Source organism: Duganella sp. CY15W (assembly GCF_009857555.1).
Lineage (GTDB): Bacteria > Pseudomonadota > Gammaproteobacteria > Burkholderiales > Burkholderiaceae_D > Rugamonas > Rugamonas sacchari.
Map to the genome: position 1 here is coordinate 1,086,506 of NZ_WWCQ01000003.1, position 24,273 is coordinate 1,110,778.

The 24,273-nt window shown below is 63.9% G+C and carries 18 protein-coding genes; 1 reads left to right on the plus strand and 17 read right to left on the minus strand.

Features of this window, described 5'->3' with window-relative positions:
- Positions 1–57: 57 nt before the first annotated feature.
- The 14 genes from GTP58_RS19910 to fliF form a co-directional block, all read right to left on the minus strand.
- Positions 58–9,621 (minus strand): iron-regulated protein frpC, encoded by a 9,564-nt coding sequence (locus GTP58_RS19910; RefSeq protein ID WP_229215645.1) that lies wholly within the window; start codon positions 9,619–9,621, stop codon positions 58–60.
- A gap of 85 nt (positions 9,622–9,706) precedes the next feature.
- Complete coding sequence (gene fliR / locus GTP58_RS19915; RefSeq protein WP_161078876.1) at positions 9,707–10,549, minus strand: flagellar biosynthetic protein FliR; 843 nt, start codon at positions 10,547–10,549, stop codon at positions 9,707–9,709.
- Positions 10,550–10,638: 89 nt separating this feature from the next.
- Positions 10,639–10,908 (minus strand): flagellar biosynthesis protein FliQ, encoded by a 270-nt coding sequence (gene fliQ / locus GTP58_RS19920; RefSeq protein ID WP_072781397.1) that lies wholly within the window; start codon positions 10,906–10,908, stop codon positions 10,639–10,641.
- A gap of 10 nt (positions 10,909–10,918) precedes the next feature.
- Positions 10,919–11,704, minus strand: coding sequence for a flagellar type III secretion system pore protein FliP (fliP, locus tag GTP58_RS19925; RefSeq protein ID WP_161078877.1), 786 nt, complete (start codon positions 11,702–11,704; stop codon positions 10,919–10,921).
- On the minus strand, positions 11,694–12,323 hold the full coding sequence (gene fliO / locus GTP58_RS19930; RefSeq protein ID WP_229215646.1) for a flagellar biosynthetic protein FliO: 630 nt from the start codon (positions 12,321–12,323) through the stop codon (positions 11,694–11,696). Before fliO ends, fliP begins: the two co-directional genes overlap by 11 nt.
- Positions 12,320–12,757 (minus strand): flagellar motor switch protein FliN, encoded by a 438-nt coding sequence (gene fliN, locus GTP58_RS19935; RefSeq protein WP_072781393.1) that lies wholly within the window; start codon positions 12,755–12,757, stop codon positions 12,320–12,322. Before fliN ends, fliO begins: the two co-directional genes overlap by 4 nt.
- A gap of 14 nt (positions 12,758–12,771) precedes the next feature.
- Entirely contained in the window at positions 12,772–13,752 is a 981-nt protein-coding gene (gene fliM / locus GTP58_RS19940) for a flagellar motor switch protein FliM (RefSeq protein WP_072781391.1), read from the minus strand.
- Positions 13,753–13,775: 23 nt separating this feature from the next.
- Entirely contained in the window at positions 13,776–14,294 is a 519-nt protein-coding gene (gene fliL, locus GTP58_RS19945) for a flagellar basal body-associated protein FliL (RefSeq protein ID WP_072781390.1), read from the minus strand.
- Positions 14,295–14,497: 203 nt separating this feature from the next.
- Complete coding sequence (locus GTP58_RS19950; protein ID WP_161078878.1) at positions 14,498–16,183, minus strand: flagellar hook-length control protein FliK; 1,686 nt, start codon at positions 16,181–16,183, stop codon at positions 14,498–14,500.
- Between the two features lie 21 nt (positions 16,184–16,204).
- Complete coding sequence (gene fliJ / locus GTP58_RS19955; protein WP_161078879.1) at positions 16,205–16,645, minus strand: flagellar export protein FliJ; 441 nt, start codon at positions 16,643–16,645, stop codon at positions 16,205–16,207.
- Between the two features lie 34 nt (positions 16,646–16,679).
- The gene (gene fliI, locus GTP58_RS19960; RefSeq protein WP_161078880.1) at positions 16,680–18,080 is read right to left on the minus strand and encodes a flagellar protein export ATPase FliI; all 1,401 of its coding nucleotides are present in this window, start codon (positions 18,078–18,080) and stop codon (positions 16,680–16,682) included.
- 2 nt (positions 18,081–18,082) lie between these two features.
- Positions 18,083–18,838, minus strand: a complete 756-nt coding sequence (locus tag GTP58_RS19965) for a flagellar assembly protein FliH (RefSeq protein ID WP_161078881.1) — start codon at positions 18,836–18,838, stop codon at positions 18,083–18,085.
- Positions 18,838–19,836 (minus strand): flagellar motor switch protein FliG, encoded by a 999-nt coding sequence (gene fliG / locus GTP58_RS19970; RefSeq protein ID WP_072781382.1) that lies wholly within the window; start codon positions 19,834–19,836, stop codon positions 18,838–18,840. Before fliG ends, GTP58_RS19965 begins: the two co-directional genes overlap by 1 nt.
- The gene (gene fliF, locus GTP58_RS19975) at positions 19,829–21,577 is read right to left on the minus strand and encodes a flagellar basal-body MS-ring/collar protein FliF (RefSeq protein ID WP_072781381.1); all 1,749 of its coding nucleotides are present in this window, start codon (positions 21,575–21,577) and stop codon (positions 19,829–19,831) included. The genes fliG and fliF overlap by 8 nt, the downstream gene beginning before the upstream one ends.
- A 228-nt stretch (positions 21,578–21,805) precedes the next feature.
- On the opposite strand from fliF, the gene fliE reads away from it, so the two are divergent.
- A complete protein-coding gene (gene fliE / locus GTP58_RS19980; protein WP_161078882.1) occupies positions 21,806–22,150 on the plus strand; it encodes a flagellar hook-basal body complex protein FliE in 345 nt (114 codons plus the stop codon).
- A 26-nt stretch (positions 22,151–22,176) separates the two neighbouring features.
- Here fliE and GTP58_RS19985 read toward each other — a convergent pair whose 3' ends face one another.
- The 3 genes from GTP58_RS19985 to GTP58_RS19995 all read right to left on the minus strand — a co-directional run.
- Positions 22,177–22,935: a flagellar brake protein gene (locus tag GTP58_RS19985; RefSeq protein ID WP_072781377.1), complete on the minus strand. Its 759-nt coding sequence runs from the start codon at positions 22,933–22,935 to the stop codon at positions 22,177–22,179.
- 16 nt (positions 22,936–22,951) lie between these two features.
- Positions 22,952–23,284: an EscU/YscU/HrcU family type III secretion system export apparatus switch protein gene (locus GTP58_RS19990; protein ID WP_072781376.1), complete on the minus strand. Its 333-nt coding sequence runs from the start codon at positions 23,282–23,284 to the stop codon at positions 22,952–22,954.
- On the minus strand, positions 23,274–24,273 hold a 1,000-nt coding region (locus GTP58_RS19995; RefSeq protein ID WP_161078883.1), incomplete at its 5' end, for a flagellar hook-length control protein FliK. The genes GTP58_RS19995 and GTP58_RS19990, both read right to left, overlap by 11 nt.

Genomic DNA, 24,273 nt, shown 5'->3' on the forward strand with positions numbered 1-24,273 from the left:
TTTGCGGCGATAAAAAAACGGCCAGCTTGTTAGCTGGCCGTTTTTGTTTGCAGCAGCTTACTTCGCTGCCAGGATGCCGTGGGTGGCGCTGGCCTGCTTGCGCAGCCAGTCGTCGTGCTGGGCCGTGGCCGCGCCGCTCAGTGCCGATGTGGCCTGATAGTGCTGCATCTGGCTGGCCAGGGCAGCCACGCTATTGCTCAGGCTGCTGCCTGAGGTCAGCGTGAGCTGGCCTGCACCCGACACGGGCTGGCTGTCTGCCTGCTGCGCATAGCTGCCGATTGCTTGCGACAGTGCGCTGGCCTTGGCCGCGCGTTCGGCCAGGAACCAGACGTCGGCCACCGCGTGCGTGCTGCCGTCGGTGCTGGTGTAGCTCGACTGCAGGCCGATCCAGTTGCCCTGGTCGACCACGCTGGTTTGCTGTGCCTTGACCTGCAGGCTGGCGATGTTGAGCGAGGCCAGTGTCTTGAGCTCGTCGGCCTGGCTGATGCCGTCGGCGTTGGCATCCACCCACACGCGCAGGTCGCCGTACTGCGCGTCCTTGCTGTCGATGACGCCATCGTGGTTGCTGTCGAGGTCAGCCAGTGCCGCAAAGCCGTCGCTGGCCTTGCCGCCTTGGCTGCTGCTGGTGTAGGTGCCGAACAGCTCGCTGCCATCGTTGATGATGCCATCGTGGTTGCGGTCCAGTGCCAGCAAGCCATCGCCTTTGCCAACCCAGCCGGTGTTGACCTTGCTGCCGTCGGCGCGGATGTCGAAGCGCACGCCGGCCGTGATGCCCAGCGTGGTGATGCCATTGCCATCCAGGTCCAGCACCAGCGGGCTGGCCGCTGGCAGCACGGCTTTCTGGTCGGTCGACAGCGACGAGATCTGGGCGGCGGTGAGGGCCGTCACCTGGGCCATGGTCAGGCCGGCGATCTGGTCGGTGCTCATGGCCTTGAGCAGCGTGGTGTTCATATTGCGCATCTGGGTGGTGCTCAGTGCAGCCACCTGGTCCACACTCAACATCTGGAATACCACCGCTTTGAGGCCGTTGACTTGCTGGGTCTTGAGCGCGGCGATATCGGTGGCGTCGAGTGCCGCCACCTGGTCCGAGTTGAGGGCGTTGAGGGCGGCCAGCGACAGCGCGCCCACGTCCGCCGTGCTCAGCGTACCGATCTGCGAGGTGGTCATGCCCAGCGCCTGGGTCGATGCCAGCGCGGCCAGCTGGCGCGTGGTCAGCGTGTCGAACAGCGTGTCTTGCAGCGTGGCGATCTGATCGGAGCTGAAGCCCGGAATCTGGCCCGTGGTGAACGCCCCCAGCGACGCCAGACCGTTGAGCTGGTCAGTGCTCAGGCCCTTGATCTGGCCGGCCGACAAGGCGCCCAGCGTTTTGGTTGACAGCGCGGCAAACTGGCCGGCGGTCAGCGCGGCAAGCTGGCTGGTTTTCAAGGTGCCGATCTGGGTCGTGGTGAAGCTGCCCACCGAGCTCAGGCTCAGCAGCGGGATCTGGTCCGTGGTCAGGAAGGACAGCGTCAGGCCGCTCGCTTGCTGCGTGGTCAGGTTGCCGAGCTGGTCGGTCGACAGCTGCGCCACTTGCGTGGCTTTCAGCGCGGCCATCTGGGCCGAGCGCAGTGACTGGAAGCTGTCGTCATCCAGCGTGCTCAGCTGATCGGAGGTCAGCGCGCCCACCTGCGTGGCGTTCAGCGTGCCCAGCGTCGACAGCGCGTTGAGCTGGTCGGTGCTCAGCGACTTGATGTCGTTGGCGGTGAGGCCGCCGATCTGCGAGGTCTTGAACGCGGCCAGCTGGCTGGCTTTCAGCGCGCTGAGCTGGAAGGTGCTCAGCGTCGAGATTTGCACGCTGCTCAGTGCAGCCGCATCCTCGTCTTCCATCGCGGCGATCTGGTCGGTGGTCAGGCCGGACAGCGACAGCAGCGACAGCGCGCGCACCTGCGCCGTGGTCAGCGCCACGATCTGGTCCGTGCTGAGGTTGCCGAGCTGGGTCTTGTTCAGCGACGCGACCTGCGCGGTTTTGAGCGTGGCGATGTGGGCTGCGTCCAGCGAAGCCAGCTGCATGGTGGTCAGCGCGCCAAACTGTACCGTGGTGAGCGGCGCCAGCGTGGTCAGGCCGGCCAGCTGGTCGGTGCTCAGCGCCTTGAGCTGCTGCTGCGTCATGGAGGCGATTTCCGCCGTGCTCAGCTGGCCCATCTGGTCGATGCTCAGCGACTGGATCAGCGCCGTGGTCAGCGCGGCAAACTGATTGGTCTTCAGGCCGGCCAGGTCTTCCTGCTCCATGGCGGCCAGCTGGTCGCTGCTCAGGGTGCGGATGGCGTCGGTATTCATGGCGCGCCACTGGGCCACGCTCAGCGCCTGGATCTGGTGCGTGCTCAAGGAGGCGACCTGCTTGGTCGACAGCACGGCAACCTGGGACGTGGTCAGCGCGGCCAGCTGGGTATCGTCCAGCGAGCTCAGGTTGTCGGTGCTCAGGCCCGGCAGCTGGCGCGTGCCCAGCCAGCCCACCGGAATCTGGGCGAACTGGTCCGAGGTCAGCACATTCACCTGCGTCGAACTCAGCGCGCGGACCTGTTGCGAGGTCAGAGCCTGCAGCTGGGCGTTGGTGATGGCCTGAATGTCGGCCGTGGTCAGGGCCGCGATCTGGGCCGTGCTCAGCGAACTGATATCGACCGCTTCGATCGCCACGAACTGGTCGGTGGTCAGCGAGGAGATCGCCTTGGTGTTGAGTGCGCGCAGCTGGCCGCCCGTCATTGCCACAATCTGGTCGGAACTCAGGATGTGGACCTGGTTGACGGTCAGGCCGGCAATCGCACCTGTGCTCAGGAAGCCGAACTGGTCGGTCGTGAGTGCGGCAAACTGGTCGGTGGTCAGCGACGACAGCTGGGCCGAGCGCAGCGCGGCAATATCGACGCCTTCAATGGCCGCGATCTGGGCGGCGGTCAGCGCCTGCAGCGCGCGCGTGTTCATCGCGATCAGGTCGCCTGTTTCCAGCGCAATGATCTGGTCGGTGGTGAGGTAAGGCGTCTGCGTGTTGGTCAGCGCGGCAATCTGGCTGGTCTTGAGCGCAGCGATCTGGGCCAGCGACAGCTGCGGCAGCTGGTCCGAGGTCAGCGCGCGGATTTGCACGCTGCCCAGGCTGGTGATGGCGTTCAGCGCGTTCAGCTGTGCGCCGCTCAGCAGTGGGATCTGCGTGGCCTTGAAGCCGCTCGCGCCTTGGGTCGACAGCGCGGCAACCTGGTCGGTGGTCAGCGCGGTCAGCTGGTCGCTGCTCAGCGATTGCAGCTGCGCCGATTTGAACATGGCGAAGTCGTCCGCATCGATCATCGGCACCTGGGTCAGGCTCAGGCCCTTTAGGCCGTTGGTGCTCAGCGAACCGACCTGGTCGCCGCTGAGGGCGGCCAGCTGGGTGGCGTTCATCACGGAAATCTGCAGCGAGGTGAGGGCGGCAATCTGGCGCGTGCTCAGCGAGTTGAGATCGCTGACGGTCAGCGCGGCAATGCGGTCGGTCGACAGGCCGGCAATCTGGTTGGTCGGGTAGTCGGACAGATTACCCAGCGCCGCATATTGCGCCAGGCTCAGCGCACCGAGCTGGGTGGCGGTGAACGAGGCGATGCTGGCGGTGCTCAGCGCGTGCAGCTGGTCGGTCAGCAGCGCAGCCATCTGGTCAGTAGTCAGCGAGCGCAGCTGGGCGGTGCTGAAGGCAGCAAAGTCCTCTATTTCCACTGCGGTAATCTGGCCCACGCTCAGGTGCGAGACCACGGCCGTGGACAGCGCGCGTGCCTGCTGGGTCGACAGCGCGATCAGTTGCGCATTGGTCAGGCCGGCGGCCTGGCTGCTGGTCATGACGGCCAGCTGGCTGGTCTTGAGCGCAGTCAGGGTGCCGACCGCAATTGCGGTCAGCTGGTCGGTGGTCAGCGCGCGTACCTGGTTGGAGGTCAGCGAACTCATGCCGTTCAGCGCGTCCAGCTGCGTATTGCTCAGGAAGCCGATCTGCTTGGTGCTGAGCGCGGCGATTTCCTGCGTGCTCAGGATGCCGTACTGCGCCAGTGTCAGCGCGGCCAGCTGGTCGCTGGTCAGCGCCACCACTTGCGTGCTGCTCAGCGAGCGCAGGTCAACGTCTTCCATCGCATTGAGCTGGCTGCCGCTGAGCGCGGCAATCGCGGCCGACGACAGCGAGCGTACCTGCGCCGTGGTCAGCGCCGGGATCTGGTCGGTGGTCAGGTACTGGATCTGCGTGCTGCTCAGCGCGGCCAGCTGGTTGGTTTTCAGATTGGCGATCTGGGCGGGCGTGAGCGCGATGATCTGTGCCGACGACATGCCGGCGATCTGCTTGGTGCCGAGGCCGCCCAGGCTGCCCAGTGCGGCAAACTGGTCAGTGGTCAGCACGCCCATTTGCAAGGTGCTCAGGGCCGCCACCTGCTGCGAGCTGAGCGCGGACAACTGGGCCAGCGTCAGCGACGATACCTGGTCGGTCCGCATGGCCGACACTTGCGTGGTCGACAGCGCGGTAATATCGGCCAGTTCAATCACCACCACCTGGTCGGTGCTGAGCATGGTCAGCATACCGGTGCCCATGCCGCGCACCTGCGCGGTGGTCAGCGCGATGATCTGGTCGCTGGTCAGCGACTGCGCCTGGTTGCTGTCCAGCGCGCGCAGCTGGTTGCTGCGCAGCGTGGTGATCTGGCTCAGCAGCAGGCTGCTGAGCTGGGTCGTGGTCAGCGCGCGTACTTGCGCCGTGGTCAGCGGCGACAGCGAGGAAATGCTGTCGAGCTGGTCGGTGCCCAGCGCGGCGATCTGCTTGGTGCTCAGTGCGGCAAGCACCTTGGTGCCAAACGCGCCAAACTGGCTGGCGGTCAGCGCGGCCAGCTGGTCGCTGTTGAGCGCGATGATCTGGTTGGTGCCCAGCGCGGCGATGTCCACCACTTCAATTGCCTGCACCTGGTCGGTGGTCAGCGCGCCCAGCGTGGCCGAGCTTAGGCTGCGCACCTGCGCGGTGGTCAACGCGACGATCTGGTTGGTGGTCAGCGCGCCGATCTGGGCGCTGGTGAGGCCGGCGATCTGGCTGGTTTTGAGCGTGGCGATGCTGCTCAGGCTGGCCACCTGGTCGGTGGTCAGCGCGCCGATCTGGCGGCTGGTCAGCGGCGCCAGCGACACCAGCGCGGCGATCTGGCTGGTGGTCAGCGCATGCACCTGGTCAGTGGTCAGCGCGGCAATGATTTGCGTGCTCAGGCCCGCGACCTGGCTCAGCAGCAGATTGCTGACCTGGTCGGTCGTGAGGCCGGCCACCTGGCGGCTGGACAGCGCCTGCAGGTCTACCAGTTCCATATCCTGCAACTGGTCGGTGCCGAGCACGCTCAGCTGCAGCGTGGTCAGCGCACGGGCCTGCTGGGTGGTCAGGGCGACGATTTCCGCGCTGGTCAGCACTTGCACCTGGTCGGAGGTCAGCGAGGCGATCTGCGCGGTGGTCAGGCTGGCCAGTGTGGACAGCGGCAGCGAAATGATCTGGTCGGTGGTCAGCGCGGCAATCGCGGCGGTCGAGAAGCTGGCCAGCGTGGTCAGCGCAGCAATCTGGGCGCTGGTCAGCACGGCTTTTTGTGCCGTGGTCAGCGCGGCGATTTCCTGCGTGGTCAGCACGCGGATTTGCGTGGTGGTCAGCGCCTGCACCTGGTCGCTGGTCAGCGAGGCGATCTGGCGCGTGCTCAGGTTGATCAGTTCGTTAGGCGTGAAGGCAACGATCTGGTCGGTGTTCATGGCCTGCAGCGCTGCGGTGCCGATGGCGCGGACCTGTTCCGTGCCCATGGCGGCAATCTGGGTGGTGGTCAGCGCTGCGATCACATCGCTGGACAGCGAGGCGATCTGGTTGGACTTGAGCGAACGCAGGTCGGCCAGGTTCAGGTGCGAGACCTGGTCGGTATTGAACGCCTGCAACTGGCGCGTCGACAGCGCGCTCAGCGTGAGCAGCGCGTCGATCTGGGCATCGTTGAGGTTGCCCAGCTGGCTCAGCGTCAGCGCGGCGATTTCCTGCGTGGTCAGTGCGCGCAGCTGCTGCGTGCTCAGCACCAGCAACTGGTCGCTGGTCAGCACGGCGATCTGGCGCGTGGACAGCGAGGCCAGGTCGCTATTGCTGAGCGCGGAGATGCGGTCGGTGGCCAGCGCGGCCAGCGCGCTGGTGCTCAGCGCGCGCAGCTGGGTGGTATTCAGCGCCACCATCTGGTCGCTGGTGATGGCGTTGGCCTGGGCCGAAGTCAGCGCGGCAATCTGGTTGGTTTGCAGCTTGGCGAAGTCGCTGCTGCTCATCTGGCTGATCTGGTCGCTGGTGAGGGCGACGATCTGCTTGGTGACCAGCGGTATCAGTTGCAGTGCTGCCAGCTGATCGCTGTTGAGCACCGACAGCTGGGCCGGCGTCAGCGCGCGCACTTCGGCCGTGGTGAAGGCGGCCATCTGGTCGCTGGTCATGGCCTTGATCTGGGTCGTGCTCAGGCTGGCGATCTGCGAGGTGCGCATGGCGCGCACGTCGGCGGTTTCAATCGCGGCAATCGCGTCCGTGCTGAGCACCGACAGCGCGCTGGTGCTCAGCGCGGCGATCTGGCTGCTGCTGAGGGCGATGATCTGGTCGGTGCCCAGCGATTGCAGCTGGTCGCTGCTGAACGCGCCCAGCTGGCGCGTGGTCAGCGTGATCAGGTCATCGGTGTTGATGACGGCGATCTGGTTGCTGGTCAGCGCGCGGATTTGCAGCGTGGTCAGCACGGCCATGGTGCGCAGCGCGTCGAGCTGGTCGCTGTTGAGGACCATGATCTGGTCGGTGGTCAGCGCGGTCTCGGCGCCGGTGGTCAGTGCGTGCACCTGGTCGCTGCTGAGGGCGATGATCTGGTCGGTGGTCAGCTTGTTGACCTGCTGCGTGTCGAGCACGGCGATGTCGCGCGTCTCGATCGCCTGGATCTGGTTGGTGGTCAGCGCGGCAATGCCGGTCGAGCTCAGGCCGCGGAACTGGCCGCCGCTCAGGACCACGATCTGGTCAGTGGTTAGCGACTGCACCTGGTCCGAGCTCAGCTGGCCCAGCTGGTTGCTGGCCAGCGAGGCCAGGTTGTGCGTGCTGAGGTTGGAAATCTGCAGCGTGGTAAATGCGCTGAGCTGGCGGCTCGAAACGCCGGCCAGCGTGCTCATGGCATTCAGCTGGTCGGTGGTCAGCACCACGATCTGGTCGGTGCTGAGCGCGCCTACGGCCGCGCTGGTGAACGCGGTGAACTGGTCGCTTTGCAGCGCCACCAGCTGGTCGGTGGACAGGCGCGCGACCTGGCCGGTGCGCAGCGCGGCAATGTCGCGCGTTTCGATCGCGCGCAACTGCTCGGTGGTCAGCGTGTTGAGCATATTGGTGCTCATGTCCGCGTACTGGCCGGTGGTCAGGTTGATGATCTGGTCGCTGGTGAGCACCTGGATCTGGTCGCTGGTAAGCGCCGCCAGCTGGGTGCTGGTGAGAGCGATCACGTCTTTGCTCTCGATGTTGACCAGTTGCAGCGTGGTCATGGCCTGGATTTGCGCGGTGGTCAGCGGCACCAGGGTTTTCAGCGCCACGATCTGGTCGGTCGTGAGGACGGCAATCTGGTCCGGGCGCAGCGCGCGCTCGGTATCGGTATTGATGGCGGTGAACTGGTCGCTGCTCATGGCCACCAGCTGGTCGCTGCTGAGGGCGCGGATCTGGTTGCTGCCGATCACGGCGACGTCGCGCGTTTCCAGCTGGCCGATCTGGACCGTGGTCAGTTCGCTGAGCAGGGTGGTGGTCAGCGTCGACACTTGCGTGGTGGTCAGCGCGATGAGCTGGTCGCTGGTCAGCACCTGCACCTGGTCGATATTGAGCGAGGCCAGCTGCGCGGTGGTCAGCGCAGCGATGGTCTTGGTGTCCAGCGCGATGATCTGGTCGGTGGTCAGCGAGGCGATTTGCAGCGTGCTCAGCGGCAGCAGCGTGCGGATCGCCACGATCTGGTCGGTGGTCATGGCCGCCAGCTGGTCCGGACGCAGCGCCTGCGCCTCATCCGTGGTCATGGCGTAAATCTGGTCGGTGCTCAGCGCCACCAGCTGGTCGCTGCTCAGCGCGCGGATCTGGCCGGTGGTCAGCACGCGGATGTCGCGTGTTTCAATCGCCTGGATTTGCGTGGTGCTGAGCTGGCTGACCATGCTGGTGGTCAGCGCATTGATCTGGCCGGTGGTGAGCAGCACCACCTGGTCGGTAGTCAGCGCGGCGATCTGGTCCGGCGTGAAGGCGGCCAGCTGGCTGCTGGTCAGCGCCACCAGGTCCTTGGTGTCGAGCGAAATCACCTGGTCGGTGGTGAGGCCGGCGATCTGGCCCGTGGTCAGCGTCAGCAGCGATTTCATCGCGGAAATCTGGTCGGTGCTCAGCACGGCGATCTGGTCTGGCGTCAGCGATGGCAGCAGGCTGGTCGACAGCATCGCAACTTGCGTGGTGCTCAGGGCGTGCAGCTGGTCGCTGTTCAGGGTGCGCAGCTGGGCGCTGGTCAGCGCCGGGATGTCGCGTGTTTCAATCGCCTGGATCTGGTCGGTGGTCAGCTGGCTGATCGCGGCCGTGGTCAGCGCGGCGACCTGGGCCGTGCTGAGCGCAACGATTTGCGCGCTGTTGAGCGCTATCACCTGGTTGGCGTTGAAGGCGGCCAGCTGGGCGCTGGTCAGCGCGGCGATGGTCTTGGTGGCCAGCGAGGCGATGTGGTCGGTGGTGAGGCCGGCGATCTGGCCCGAATTGAGCGGCGCCAGCGTGGTTAAGGAGACGATCTGGTCGGTGCTCAGCACGGCCAGCTGGTCGCTGCTCAGGGCGGCGATTTCATTGCTGCGCAATGCTTGCGCCTGCGCCGTGCTCAGACCGTTCAACTGGTTGGCGTTGAGCGCTCGGATCTGCTGGCTGCTGAGCCAGACCAGGTCGCGGGTTTCCATCGCGGCAAACTGGTCGCTGGTCAGCGCTTGCAGGATGGCGGTCGACAGCGCGCTCACTTGCAGCGTGCTGAGCTGGGCGATCTGGTCGCTGGTGACGGTGGCCAGCTGGGCGGCGGTGAGGGCGTTGACCTGGCTGGTGGTCAGCAGCTGCAGCTGGTCGGACACCAGCGCGGCCACTTGCGCCGTGTTGAGCGCGGTAACGGCGCGCGTGTTGATGGCGCGCAGCTGCTGCGAGCTCATCGCGGTGAGCTGGTCGGTGCTCAGGTTGCCGATCTGGTCGGAGCTCAGGCTGTTGACTTGCGCGGTTTGCAGCGCGCGCACGTCCTGGGTTTCCAGCGACGCGATCTGTGCTGCGGTCAGGGTGTTGAGCTGGCGCGTGGTCAGGCCCGGCATTTCCTGGGTGCTCAGGGCCACCAGCTGGTTGGTGCTCAGGGCCAGCAACTGGTCGCTGGTCAGCACGCTGATCTGCAGCGAATTGAGGGCCGGGATGGCGTCGGTGGTCAGACCCAGCACGCCGTTGACGCTCAGGTTGGACAGCTGCCGGGTCGACAGCGCGCGCACATTGGCGGTGGCCATCACGCTGATCTGGTCAGAGCTGAACGCCTGCATATCCTCGGTGGTCAGCGTGACGATCTGCTGCGTGCCCCAAAGGATGATGTCGTCGGTGGTCAGGGTTGGAACAATCGTGCTCATTACAGGCTTCTCCCGGCAAGCTACCATGATACCTGCAAAATTGCTTTGCAGAAACCAAAAATCACGTTACGGCTATTGAATTTTCCTATGGCTGCAGGCCCGGAGGTCGAACCGGCAAGCTTGCCGGTTGCGCTACGGGCGGTCGCTGCGACCAGGTGCGCGGCATCAGCCGCGCGCGTTCAATGCCATCCAAAAACAGGTTTTGTACTGGTGTCCCCAAATAAGGGAGGGTCATGGCGATCACCAGCAAACCTACACCCAAAGTAATCGGAAAACCGATGCCAAACAAATTCAACTGCGGCGCTGCGCGGGTCAAGATGCCCAGTGCAACGTTGGTAATCAATAAAGCCGCCACAATGGGTAGCGACAGCTGCACCCCGGTGCTGAAGATCCTGCCGCCCCAGTCGGCCAGCTGCTTGAAGCCGCCGCCGTAGATGGGGATGCTGGACACGGGCAACGTGGAAAAACTCTCCACCAGCGTTGACAGCAGTACCAGGTGCGCGTTCACCGCCAGGAAGGCCATGGTCGCCACCAGCGACAGAAACTGGCTGATGGCGGACGAACGGCCTTGCGTGCTCGGGTCAAAAAACGTGGCAAAACCCAGGCCCATGGTCAGACTGGAAATCTCGCCGGCCATTTCCACGGCTGCAAAAATGATGCGGATGCTGAAGCCCATGGCCAGTCCAATCAGCATTTCTTGCAACACGATCAATATGCCAGCCATCGACAACGGGTCGGTGGCCGGCCAAGCCGGCACGGCCGGCGCCACAATCACGGCAATCCCCACGCCCAGACTGACCTTGATGCTGGCCGGAACCGCGCTATTGCCCAGCAGCGGCGAGGCGGCAATCAGCGCCAGAATGCGTGTGAGCGGCCACAGCAGGCCTGCCACCCACATATTGATATCGGCAGAAGAGACGGTCAGCATAAGGGTCTGTTACATTTCCGTCCGGCATCTTTTTTGTATTGTAGACGAACTATTTATAAAATCGAAAACTGTTACAACTTGATAAAACATTAGCCCACCAGCATCGGGATGCCGTTGAACACTTCGCGCATATAGTCCAGCATGACCGACAGCATCCACGGTCCGGCCACCACCAGCGCGACAAAAATGCCGACCAGCTTGGGGATGAAGGACAGCGTCTGTTCGTTGATCTGGGTGGCCGCCTGGAAAATACTGACGATCAAACCGATAATCAGCGCCACCAGCAGCATGGGCGCGGCGATCATCAGGGTCACCTCCATGGCGTGGCGGCCCATGGTCATCACGCTTTCGGGCGTCATTGCGGTCCTCCTAGTAGAAGCTCTGGGCCAACGAGCCCAGCAGCAGCTGCCAGCCATCCACCAGCACGAACAGCATCAGCTTGAACGGCAGCGAAATCACGGCTGGCGACATCATCATCATGCCCATCGACATAAGTACAGAGGCGACCACCATGTCGATAATCAGAAATGGAATGAAGATCGCAAAGCCAATCTGGAACGCGGTTTTCAGTTCACTGGTGACAAATGCCGGCACCAGGATGCGCAGCGGCACGTCTTCCGGCCCTTGCAGCGCCGGGCTGTGCGACAGTTTGACGAACAGCGCCAGGTCGGCCTGGCGGGTCTGCTTCAACATGAAAGTTTTTAATGGTGCCGCGCCCTTGTCGAGTGCTTGCTGCAGCGTTAGCTTGTTTTCCTGCAACGGCAGGTAGGCCTCGTTGTAGATCTTGTCAAAGGTTGGTCCCATCACAAACAGCGTCAGGAACAGCGCCAGCCCGACCATCACCTGGTTGGGCGGCGCCGATTGCGTGCCCAGCGCCTGGCGCAGCAGCGACAGCACAATGATGATGCGGGTAAAGCCGGTCATCAGCAGCAGCGCAGCCGGGATGAAGGTCAGCGCCGTCATCAGCAGCATGGTCTGGACCGGCAGCGTGTAGTTGGTGCTGCCGGCCGGACCTGGCGTCGAGGTCAGCGCGGGGATGCCGATATTGGAGTCGGCGCCGGCGGCCAGCGGCAGCGCCAGTACCGCCAGCAGGAACAGGGTTTTGGCGGCGGCCGGGGCCGCCTTTGCAACGCCTGCGGACAGCTTATTTGCCATGGCGTTTGTCGATAGTTTGTTTGATCCAGTCAGCGAAGTTGGCGGTTGGCAGGCTGGCCTGCGCTGGCGGTTCGCTGTGTTCCTGGCGCGGCATGGTGGCCAGCGCGTTCATGCGGCCGGGCGAGGCGCCCACCACAATCCATTGCTCGCCGACTTCGACCACCAGGATGCGCTCGCGCGTGCCCACGCTCAGCGAGCCGACCAGCTTGACGTTGCTGTTGCCGCCGCCGAAGTTCTTCGGGCCGAAACGCTTGGTCAGCCAGGCCAGGCCCAGCATCAGGCCGATCACGAACAGCAGGGCGACCGAGGTTTGCAGCAGGCTGCCGCCGGTCGAGGTGGTGGACTGCTGCGGTGTCGGGATGGTCATGGCCAGCGCGCTGGGCTGGGCCGGTGCGGGTGCAACGGCGGCGGGCGCTGCCACCGGGGCAGGGCTGTCCGCAGTGGCCGCTGGTGCGGATGTTTCAGGAGCCGGGGATGGGGCGGCAGCGGCTTGCGCGGCAGCCGACACACCGCCGGCATGGGCGCCGCCAATGGTGCCCGATACAGTACGCTGGGCCATAGCAGGCGCGGCGGCCAAGGCCGCCGCGACGATAAGAGTAGAAATCAGTCCGTGCTTCATTTATTGAGTTTTCGAATACGTTCAGACGGCGTGATGATGTCGGTCAGACGGATACCGAATTTGTCATTCACCACCACCACCTCGCCCTGGGCGATCAGGCAGCCATTGACCAGCACGTCCATGGGCTCGCCGGCCAGGCCGTCCAGTTCAACCACCGAACCCTGCGCCAGTTGCAGCAGGTTCTTGATGGCGATTTTGGTCCGGCCCAGTTCCACCGTCAGCTGGACCGGGATATCGAGGATGAAGTCGATATCATTGTGGGTTTCGGTTTTGCTCGGGGTGCTGGAAAAGTCCTTGAACACGGCGGCGCTGGCCGCTTGCGACGCCGCCTGCTGCTTTTCCAGCGCGGCGGCTTCCGCCTGCGCCTGCTCGGCGATCGCCGCACCCCATGGATCGTCTTCGTCCAGGGGTTGATCGTCTTGGTTATCCGACATGTTTCTCTCCGGTGTTATTTAAGGTTATCGGCATTGGCCAGCAGTTTCTCGACCTTGAGCGCGTATTGTCCGTTCATGACGCCATAGCTGCAATCCATGACGGGCACGCCGTCCACGGTGGCCGAGATGAATTCCGGGATCGACAGCGGGATGATGTCGCCCACCCGCATGTTCAGGATCTCGTCGAAATTGACCTTGGCCGTGCCCAGCGAGGCCACCACTTCGACCTCGGCAATCTGGATCTGCTGCGTCATCAGGCGGATCCAGCGCTTGTCCACTTCGAGCGCCTCGCCTTGCAGGCTGGAGGTCAGCGAATCGCGGATCGGCTCGATCATCGAGTACGGCATGCAGAAGTGGATCTGGCCCGACACCGAGCCCAGCTCCACGGTAAAAGTGGACGCCACCACCACCTCGTTGGGCGTGGCGATGTTGGCAAACTGCGTATTCATTTCCGAGCGGATGTACTCGAACTCGACCGGGTAGACCGGCTCCCACGACTTGGTGTAGGCCTCGAACACGATGTCGAGGATGCGCAGGATGATGCGCTGCTCGGTCTGGGTAAAATCACGGCCCTCCACACGGGTGTGGAAACGGCCGTCGCCGCCAAACAGGTTGTCCACCAGCAGGAACACCAGGCCCGGGTCGAACACCATGAGCGCGGTGCCGCGCAGCGGCTTCATATGCACCAGATTCAGGTTGGTCGGCACCACCAGGTTACGGATGAACTCGGAATACTTGGACACGCGCACCGACCCCACCGACACCTCGGCGCTGCGGCGCAGGAAGTTGAACAGACCGACGCGCAGCAGACGGGCAAAACGTTCGTTGATAATTTCCAGCGTCGGCATCCGCCCACGCACGATACGTTCCTGGGTCGCCAGGTTGTATGTGCGTACTCCCGCGACATCTTCTGCCGCCGCGACGTCGTCCTGGTCGCCGTTGACGCCCTTCAGCAGGGCATCGACTTCTTCCTGGGAGAGAAAATTATCAGCCATGATTCCGCTTATTTTCTACGTGGTTACTGAATGATGAAGGACGTGAACAGCACGTCTTCGACTTCCTGCTGGGCGCCGCGGTCTTCAAACGGCTCCTTCAGGCTTGCAACGATTTCCTTGGCCAGCTGGACCTTGCCTTCTGGCGTGTTGATGTCGGCCGCGTGCTTGCTCGACAGCAGCAGCAACATGCGGCTGCGCACCTTGGCCATATTGTCCTTGATGACCGTGGTCTCTTCCTCGCTCGACACTTCCAGCGTGATGGCCAGTTGCAGATACTGGTCGGCACCGTTTTCGCCAGGCTGCAGATTGACGGTGAACGGTTCGATCGGCACATATTTGGGCGGACCCACGGGTTTCTTGGCCTTTTTCTTCTTGGCCGGCGCTTCGTCATGTTCTTCCGCGTCCGCTTTACCGTGCAGGAAGAACCAGGCCGCGCCGCCACCACCAGCGCCAAGTACCAGCACCAGGGCCAGGATGATGATGATCAGTTTCTTGCTGCCGCCACCGGATGGTGCTGCTTCAACTTTCTGATCGGCTTTCATTTTTGGGTTCGCTTTCAAAATAGCCCTTCATGCAACGGAATGGATCATGCCGTCATTATGTCATTATCGGTTCGCCCTGCGCAGTTGCATCCGCCGAAAAGAAGGGCGTTCACGCAGCTGCTTGACGTTTCCGTAGTGTAACAGACAACAAAACCGGGAGGGCAGGGTGCCGGTCCCGGTTTTTGGCGATGAACCTGCCAGGATCAGGCGAAAGTATCAACCGCACCGGCCGGTAAGCGGCGCACGGGTGGCGCGCTGCGGGCGAGGTCGGCCTCATTGCTGGTGTTGCGGCCGTAGCTGCTGCCCGAACCGCTGCCGCCATTGCCGTTGCCGCTGTGCGCGGTGCTGGCTTGCTGGTTGTAGGCACTGTTGTTCTGGTCCGACATGCCGGACGAGACGGTGGCGCTGCCCAGCTGGATACCGGCGTCGCTCATCATCTCTTTAAGCTTGGGCAGGGCCGATTCCAGCGCCTGGCGCACTTCCGGCGTGGCCGAGGTGAAGGTGGCGGTGGCCTGGTCCTTGTTCACGCTCAGCACGACTTGCAGCGGGCCGAGGTCGGGCGGATTCAGTTCCATGGTGGCGCTTTGCTCGCCGCCGGCCGCCATGAAGACGATTTTCTGGCCCAGCTGCTGGTCCCAGGCCTGGCTGCCGACGCGACTGCTGAGCTTGTCGGTTGGCACGGCGGTGGCTGCCTTGGCGATTTCCTGCGCTGCATGCGAGGCGGTCGGCGCGATGGTGATGCTGGCCTGTTCTTTCAGCGCGGCAGTGGCTTCGGCGTTGGCGGTGCTGCCCGCTTTGGCCGTGGTGGCCAGCTGGGCGGGATCGGCGGCCTGCTGCTGTTGCTGCTGGGTTTGCGACACTTGCGGCTGCGCACTGGCGGCCGGCGCGGCCTTGGTGTCGATGTGGCTGATGGCGTCGGCGCCGGCTTTGGGCGCGGTGTCTGCGACTGCCGTGGCGTCCGTGGCGGTATCGGCCACAGGCTGGGTTTCCACCTTGGTGCCGGCGGCTGGCGTAGCGACGGCGATGGCCGGTTTCAGGCTGGCATCGGTCTTGCCGTCGGCAGCGGCCTTGGCGGCAGCGGCAGCGGCCGCAGCGGCGGCATCCGCTGCGGTTTGTGCAGCCGAACCGGCTTTGCCCAGTGCGGTCTTGAAGTCGGCGGTGTCGGCGGCGGCGCTGTTTTGTGCGGCTTTGAGCGCGGCGTCGTCGGCGCCTGTGGTGTCAGCGGCAGCGGCCAGCGCGGCAGCGGCGGCGCTGGCGTCAGCGGTGGCCGAGGCGTCGGCGCCGGCAGCAGCGCTTGCGGCGGCCTGGGCGGCGGCAGCAGCGTCAGCCGCAGCATTGGCGGCCAGTGCCGCAGCGCTGCTGGCGTTTGCAGCGACCGCGATGCCGGCATCGGCGCTGGTTGCGGCAGCAGTTGGCGCCGCCACAGGCGCGGCCGCTTGGTTGAACGCGGCCACCAGGGCCAGCATGTCGGCTACCGGATCGGCAGCCTGCGCCGATTGCGCATCGCCATTGGCGCTGTCGCTGCTGTCCTTGCTGCTGTCGCTATCGTTGCTGGCGGTTTTGGTCTGGTTCTGTGGGGCTGCTGGCGCCGGAGCGGCTGCCGTGTCCGCTGGCTTGGCCGCGTCAGCCTGGTCGTTTTGCGACGATGGCTGTTTGACGGGCGCCGCTTGCTGCGGCTTGGCTGCGGTGGCGCGCGAAGCGGTGGCGTTGTCAGCCGAGCGGGTCGGCTGGCTGCTGCGGCCGCGATTGTCCTGGCGCTGGTCCATTTCACGCGACAGCGCCTGCTTGAAGGCGTTGCTGTCGCCGCCGGCGCTGAGGTTCAGGTTGACTTTCGGCGCGGCCACTGCATTGGCGTTCAGGGTAGGAATCTGGAGGTTCGGGGTCTGCATGTTCGCGCCGTATCGGTTAGTTCATCGTTTGTAGTACGCCTGCCTTGCGGCGTGCTCATCCATGGCTTTCTGGTCACGCTTGTTTTCCAGCTTGAGCGCGGCGGCATCCGCCCGGTCATTCAGGGTGGAATAGGACATGCGCTTGCGCTCGCTGGTCTGCCAGGCGGTTTTTTCCTGGGTGCTGCGGTATTCGGCGTGCTTGATCATGTCCAGTTGGCCCTTGATCGCGGTTTCCAGCTTTTCAATGAAAGCCACGAAGTTCCGATAAGCCATGGGCGTGATCCCCGCCTGTTGTGCCGTTTCAAAACGCTTGATGTACTCCTCGCGGTAGCTGACCAGCATTTCATGCTTTTGCTTGGCCTCATCCACGGCTTTAAGGGCAACGCCCAGCCGTTTGGCGGCGTCATCCGTCTCGCGCCGCGCCAGGTCCATCAAGGTTTCTAATTGCGCTTTGGAAGCCATGGTGACAATTATAAGTAGCGCGCTAGCGCGTCAATCAGTCGAATAGAGAGGTAAGTTGCCCCAAGCTCTCGCCCATGGTCACCCTTTCGGTGATCTGTTGTTGCAAGAAATTCTCGATACGGTCGTGCAGCTGGATGGCCTGGTCCAGCACCGGATCGGTGCCGGCGGCATAGGCGCCGACGCTGATCAGGTCGCGGCTGCGCTCGAAACGCGAGAACAGCTGCTTCAGCTGGCGCGCCTTGGTCTGGTGCTCGTGCGACGTGATCGAGTGCATGGCGCGGCTGATCGATTGTTCAATATCGATAGCCGGGTAGTGGCCTGCTTCGGCCAGACGACGGTTGAGCACGATGTGGCCGTCCAGAATCGCGCGCGCCGAGTCGGCAATCGGGTCTTGCTGGTCGTCGCCCTCGGTCAGCACGGTGTAGAAGGCGGTGATGGAACCGCCGCCCGCTTCGCCGTTGCCGGCGCGTTCGACCAGCACTGGCAGCTTGGCAAACACCGACGGCGGATAGCCCTTGGTGGCGGGCGGCTCGCCGATCGCCAGCGCGATTTCGCGTTGCGCCATGGCGTAGCGGGTCAGCGAATCCATGATGAGCAGCACGTTCTGGCCCTTGTCGCGGAAGTGCTCGGCAATCGCGGTGCAGTAGGCCGCGCCCTGCAGGCGCATCAGCGGCGGCGTGTCGGCCGGCGCTGCCACCACCACCGAGCGCGCCAGGCCTTCCTCGCCCAAAATCTGCTCGATGAATTCCTTGACCTCGCGGCCCCGTTCGCCGATCAGGCCGACCACGATGACGTCGGCCTCGGTGTAGCGCGCCATCATGCCCAGCAGCACCGACTTGCCGACGCCGGAACCCGCGAACAGGCCCATGCGCTGGCCACGGCCGACGGTCAGCATGGCGTTGATGCAGCGCACGCCCACGTCCAGCGTTTCCACGATGGGCGCGCGGCCCAGCGGGTTGGCGGGACGCACGTTGATCGGCGCACTGTCGCCGGTGTTGAGCGGCCCCTTGCCATCCAGCGGGCGGCCGGCCGCATCCAGCACGCGGCCCAGCAGTTCGGGGCCCACCGGCAGGTGGCGCGCGCGGTCGCTGGGACGGCGGCGCGGATGGGTGACGCTGCCGGGCTTGGGGATCGCCGCCTCGACCGGGAAGACGCGCGTGCCGGGCACCACGCCTTCGACGTCCGACTGCGGCATCAGGAACAGCTTGTCGCCTTCAAAACCGACCACTTCCGCCTCGATCTTGCCGCCGGCAGGCAGCGGCACGGTGCAGGCGGCACCTACCGCCAGGCGCAGGCCGACCGCTTCCATGACCAGCCCGGCCACACGCGTGACGCGGCCCGAGACTTGCATCGGCTCGACAAAGCCGACCAGTTCGGCGCAATCGTTGAGATAGGATTTCCAGCGCCCGGCGTGCGGATTAGCGGCGGCGTCCATGATCAGGCCAGCCAGTCCACTTCTTTGCCCAGCGCATGGCTCAGGCGTTGCCAGCGTGCAGCGGCGGTGGCGTCGATCTGGTTGCTGGCGGTATCGACCTTGCAGCCGCCGCGGCCGACTGAGGGGTCTTCCACCACGCGCCAGCCGCCCTTGTCCAGCTCCTCGCCGATGCCGGCGCGCACGGTGGTGGCGTCGTCCGGATGCAGCACCAGCAGCGCCGGCTGCTGCAGCGCCGGCAGATATTCGATGGCATCGCGCACGATGGGCAGGATCAGCTCCGGCTTGACCGGCAGCGCGTTTTTCAGCATGCCCTTGGCCAGTTGCAGGGCCAGCTCGAGCACATCGTTGGAAATCAGCTGGTCAGCGTCTTGCAGCGCGCTGCTGAAGCTGTCGGCCAGCGCACGCACGTGTTGCAGCTCTTCCTTGGTGGCCTGCAGGCCGGCTTCGATGGCTTCGGCGCGGCCCACTTCCAGCCCTTCCGCATAGCCGTCCTGGCGGGCGTCTTCGCGGATCTGCTCGAGCTCTTCAACGGTGGGGTAGGCGACGGGCGGCGGCAGTGGCGGTCCCATTTCCATCTGTTCCTGCTGCGCGGCCAGGGCGTCCTGCACGCGCTGTTCGGCTTCGATGCGGGCGTCTTCGGCATCGCGTTCGCGCTGTTCCGCTTCGCGCAGCGCCACCATGCTGGGTCGCTCGTCGCCAAACGAGGTCATTTCCCAGCGCTGGAATGCCGGCTGCTGCTCTTTTGTATGGATGACCATTAAACGAACGAATCCTCACCTTTGCCACCGAGCACGATCTGGCCTTCGTCGGCAAGACGGCGCACGATTTGCAGAATTTGTTTTTGCTGGGTTTCCACTTCCGACAGGCGCACCGGACCTTTGGATTCGAGGTCTTCGCGCATCATTTCCGAAGCACGCGCCGACATGTTCTTGAAGATCTTGTCGCGCAGCTCCTGCGAGGCGCCCTTGAGCGCGATAATCAGCATTTCCGACTGCACTTCGCGCAGCAGCAGCTGGATGCCGCGGTCGTCGATATCGATCAGGTTGTCGAACACGAACATCTCGTCCATGATCTTCTGCGCCATATCGTTGTCGTAGTTCTTGATGTTGTCCATCACCGAGCTTTCCTGCTCGCCGCTCATGAAGTTGAGGATCTCGGCCGCAGCACGCACGCCGCCCAGCGTGGATTTCTTGATGTTTTCGTTACCCGACAACAGCTTGGTCAGCACGTCGTTGAGTTCGCGCAGCGCGGCCGGCTGCACGCCGTCCAGCGTGGCGATCCGCAGTACCACGTCGTTGCGCAGACGGTCGGTAAAGTTGCCGAGGATTTCGCAGGCCTGGTCGCGCTCCAGGTGGACCAGGATGGTGGCAATGATCTGCGGGTGTTCGTTGCGGATCAGCTCGGCCACGGATTGTGAATCCATCCACTTCAGCGATTCGATGCCGGACGCGTCCTTGCCGCCCAGAATCCGCGACAGCAGCACCGAGGCCTTGTCGTCGCCCAGCGCCTTGGTCAGCACCTGGCGGATGTATTCGTCGGAGTCGAGGCCCACGGTCGAGGCCGCCGCGACCATGTCGCGGAAATTGTCGAGCGTGCCGACCACTTCTTCGTGCGGCACGTTTTTCATGGTGGCCATGGCCGCGCCCAGCTTGAGCACTTCGCGCGGGCCGAGGAATTTCATGACCTCGGCGGCCTCGGTTTCGCCCATCGCCAGCATCAGGATGGCGGCTTTTTGCAGTCCGGTATTCTCAGTCATTTGCGCCTATCCAATCCTTGATCACGTTGGCCACAATGCGTGGGTCTTCGACTGCCAGTTTCTTGGCCATGGCCAGATTTTCGCGGTAGCCGCGGGCAGTATTTTCTTCCATTTTGCGCAAGGCCTCTTCGGCGATGAGCGCTTCGTCCGGTCCTTCTTCGATCTCTTCTTCCGGCACTTCCGGTTCCGGCTCCGGTGCATTGATCTCGTCGATTTTCTTGAACACCGGACGCATCATCGGACGCACGATGCGCAGCACGATGTAGAGCAGGATCAGGGCGGTAATCAGGAATTTCGCCAGATCCTTGGCCAATGGCAAGTTGGCAGGATCTTTCCACCATTCCGGCGGCGCCTCGTACGGCTTGTCGACGCCATCGAATGGCGAGTTGGCCACACTGATGGCGTCGCCACGGTCCTGGTTGTAGCCCATGGCCTGTTTGACCAGATCATTGATCTTGGCCATCTCTTCAGGAGTATAGGCTTTTACCGATACTTTGCCGTTCTTATCGATGATGCGCTTGTAGTTGACCACCACTGCCACGGTCATGCGGCGCAGGCCGCCCATGCCGCGTTGCTCGTAACGCACAGTTTTATCGACTTCGTAATTGGTAGTCGATTCCTTGTGGCTAGGGCTGGCGCTGGCGCCGGTGGCCGGTACCGCGCCTGGCGGCGTGCCGGGCGCCGGAGCGTTGGGGCCGTTGGCCTGGGCGGTCTGGTTCAGCGGCGCGGTCGCGGTGCCGGGCGGCTGGTTGGACAGCGCGCCGGGAATCCCGCCCGGGTTGGCGTTGCCGCCACCACCACTGGTTTCGCTGCTCTGCTGGCTGCGGATGGCCGAGGCGGCCGGCGGCGAGTTGGGCTTGTAGTTTTCAGAGGCCTGCTCGATCTGGGCAAAGTCCACATCGGCCACCGCTTCGGCGCGCACATTGCCTTCACCGACGATAGGGATGACGATGGATTCAACCTGCTTGATGACCTGCGCCTGCAAGTCTTTGACGTATTTGAGCTGCTGCTCGTCAAGTTTGGCGTTGACGCCGTTGCCAGGCTTGTTCTGGTCGGAAATCAGATTGCCGGCCTGGTCGACCACGCTGACGTTGGACGGCAGCAATTCCGGCACAGCGGACGCCACCAGGTGCACGATGGCGCCGGTTTGCTGCTGGTCCAGCATGCGGTTGGGGTGCAGCGTGACGATCACCGAGGCGGTGGGTTTCTGCTGGTCGCGCACGAATACCGACGGTTTCGGCAACGCCAGGTGGACGCGCGCGTTCTCGACCGGCGCCAGCGACATGATGGAACGGGCCAGCTCGCCTTCGAGCGCGCGCTGGTAGTTGACCTGCTCGGCAAACTGCGACACGCCGAGTTTCTGGTTTTCCATGAGCTCGAAGCCGACGTTGCCGCCTTTGGGCAGCCCTTGCGCAGCCAGCTTGAGGCGGATGTCATGCACCTGCTCGGCCGGCACCAGGATGGCGGTGCCATTGTCCGAGAACTTGTGCTTGACGTTCATCTTGTCCAGCTCGGCCGTGATGGCGCCGCCGTCGCGGTCGGTGTAGTTGGAGAACAGCACTGCGTATTCGGGCGGTTTGTTCCACAGATACAGACCCAGCAGAACGGCCACGATCGCGGCGGCGCCTGCGGCACGCAGGAAATTCCGCCCCATCGGCGTCTGGATGAAGGGCAGCTTCTCGGCGCCGTCGTCTGCTGCGCCGGCTGCTGTGTCGTTGTCGATTTCTTCCGCTACGGCCATGATGGTGAGGTCCCGAATGAGGGTTCTATAAGGAATACGGCCATTATTGCTTGTAATCTGGAAATTCAATACCCGGAACAGCGCGCTGTTTACGGTCCTGCTCCTGCCAGCCGGCTGGTGCCTGACTTGGTAATCTGTCAGCACTGATAAAGCCGTGCGTCATTGTAACGCCAGGCTAGCCTATGCCGTGGAAAATATTCCATGGCGGAAATAATAAGGGAGTAAGCAATGAGAACAGGTGGAATTGACAGCAGTCAGATCCAGGCCATGATCGCGCAGTTGAAAGCGCACGCCACAAAGCCCGGTCTGACGCCGCCGGTGATCCAGACCGAAGCGCCGGCCACGCCCAAGGCCGACTTTTCCGATGCCTTGAAGAAGTCGCTGGACGCGGTGAACGCCAGCCAGGTCGAGGCCGATACGCTGAACAAGAAATTTGCCATGGGCGATGACTCGGTCAGCCTGTCGGATGTGATGATTGCGCAGCAAAAAGCCAGCATCAACTTCCAGGGCACGATACAGGTGCGCAACAAGCTGGTGTCGGCCTACCACGACATCATGAATATGCAGGTATAAAAAAAGGAGCTTCGGCTCCTTTTTTATTAGCTGAGCCCGGCGATGCGGGCGTTGCGTTCGCGCTCCAGGCGCGTGATGAAGCGTTGCACGGCGGACAGCGCGCCGCGCGGGATGTTGACGAATTCGCAGCCCAGGCGGCGGTTGGTTTTGTTGTTCAGCAGCGTCAGGTCCAGCGAGTTGCGGACTTGCAGCGCGGTGGTGACCTGGCCGATCTCCGGCAAATCAATCCGGCAGTCTGCATAGTTCTTGCCGATGGCGTCGCCCAGGATCATTTTGTTGTCGAGGATGGCGATGCCGCCGCAGCTGATGTCGGCCAGCGGGAAGGTGGTCGGGCCGCCCAGTTCGGCTGGTAGCTGGATCTGTACGCGCACCGGGTTGGTGACCGGCGTGGCGATGCGGTAATACTCGCGGCGCTGCAAACGGATCAGCGTGGCAGGGAAGGGGATCTTGAACGCGGGATTGCCTTCAAACGTGGTTGCCTCGATCTGGTCGGCCGCAAACAGGATGCGTACCTTGTCCAGCGTGGTTTCAAACGACAGCCGGCGCGAGGCCAGGATGCGCTTGTTCTGCTCCTGGTCGATGGAACAGTCGAGGTAGACGATGTTGCTGGCGTCGTCCACTTCCAGGATCGAGGTCACGCAGACATCCGCCTCGCCCTGGATCAGCATGCGTATCAACTGGTTTTTTTCGCCGATACCTCGCAACAGGGCAAAAATCTCCCGCCGTGATTCGACTTCAAAATCGTGCCAGTTTTCCAATTCCGCATCCTGAAAGTGTGGGTACATCTAAAGCCAATGAAGGTCAAATTTCGGTCAAGGGGATGCTGGTGTCCGGCGCCGGAGGTAACGGCGAACCAGATTTTTGCGCTGCTTCAATATGATATAGCCAGGCCAATAGTTCCGCAATTGTACGATAGAGTATCGGCGGAATTTGTTGGTCAAGATCAACTTCCATGAGCAGAGAAACAAGCTCCTTCGACTCGTGGATGGCCACGCCGGCCTCTTTGGCGACGTGAATGATCTGGTCGGCGACCAGGCCGCGCCCCTTGGCCACGACCTTGGGCGCGGGTTTGCCGGTGTCGTAGGCCAGTGCGACGGCCTGCTGCATGGGCTTGCGTGGCGCCTCATCCGTCATGGTCGCTCTCCTGGCGGATGGTCAGCGAGGACAGCTGGGCACCGGCTGCGGCCATGGCGTTCTCCAGCTGGCCGGCATAGGCGCGCAAGGTGGTGGCGCTGTTGTCGGTGTCGGTCTGGACCTGGATGTGGACCTGGTCGCCGATCAGCGTCACGGCGGCCGAGACGGCGCCCAGCGTCGGCAGGCGGAAACGCACGCCGCTGCGCCAGACCTGTTCCGGCTCGGCATCGCTGTCGCCGCCGCCCTGCTGGCCTTCGCGTTCGTCACGCCGCACTTCCCACTGCATGTCCTGGCCCGGCCAGGCCTGGCCTTGCCATAGCACGCGGTGTTGTTCCTGAGTGTGCAACTGCTGGTTGATCATCTGTGCGGCGCTGAGGTCGGGGCCGCTGGTGGCGGCGCGCGCGGCGCTGTCATTGCCTTGCTGGAGCAGGCGCTGCATTTGCGGCTCGCGCATCAGGTCGGCCAGCGGACGCTCGCCCTTGGCCCACTCGGCCACATGCGATTCGTAGAACAGACCGCTTTTGGAGATGGTGTCGTGCAGCTTTTGCGCGAGTTCGGCGGTGTCCGGCGCGGCGCTGCCAAACAGCGCGCTCTTGCCGATCAGCGCCACTTGCGCTGCCTGTCCGGCCTGCGCGGTGGTGCTGAGGATGGAGGTCAGCACGCGCGCGGCGTTGCTCAGTGTGGCTTGCGGCGTGTTGGGGCTGAGGTCGGGCAGTTCGTTGGCTGGCGTCAGCGGCGCTTTGCCCAGCAGTGTGGCGGCCAGGCTTTGCGGTTTGACGGCGTCGGCCGGCACGGCGGTGCCGGTGGCCAGCGCGGCGGCGGCCGATGCCTGTGCCTGGCCCGCAGGCGTCGCCAGCGCGGTCGCGGGATTCGGGGTGGCGGTGCCCGCACCAGCGGCGGGGCGGCCTAGCAGCACCTGATCGACTTCCTGTCCAACCACGACGCGCTGACCGGACTGCCGAACCGCATGCTGGCGCGCGAACGCTTCG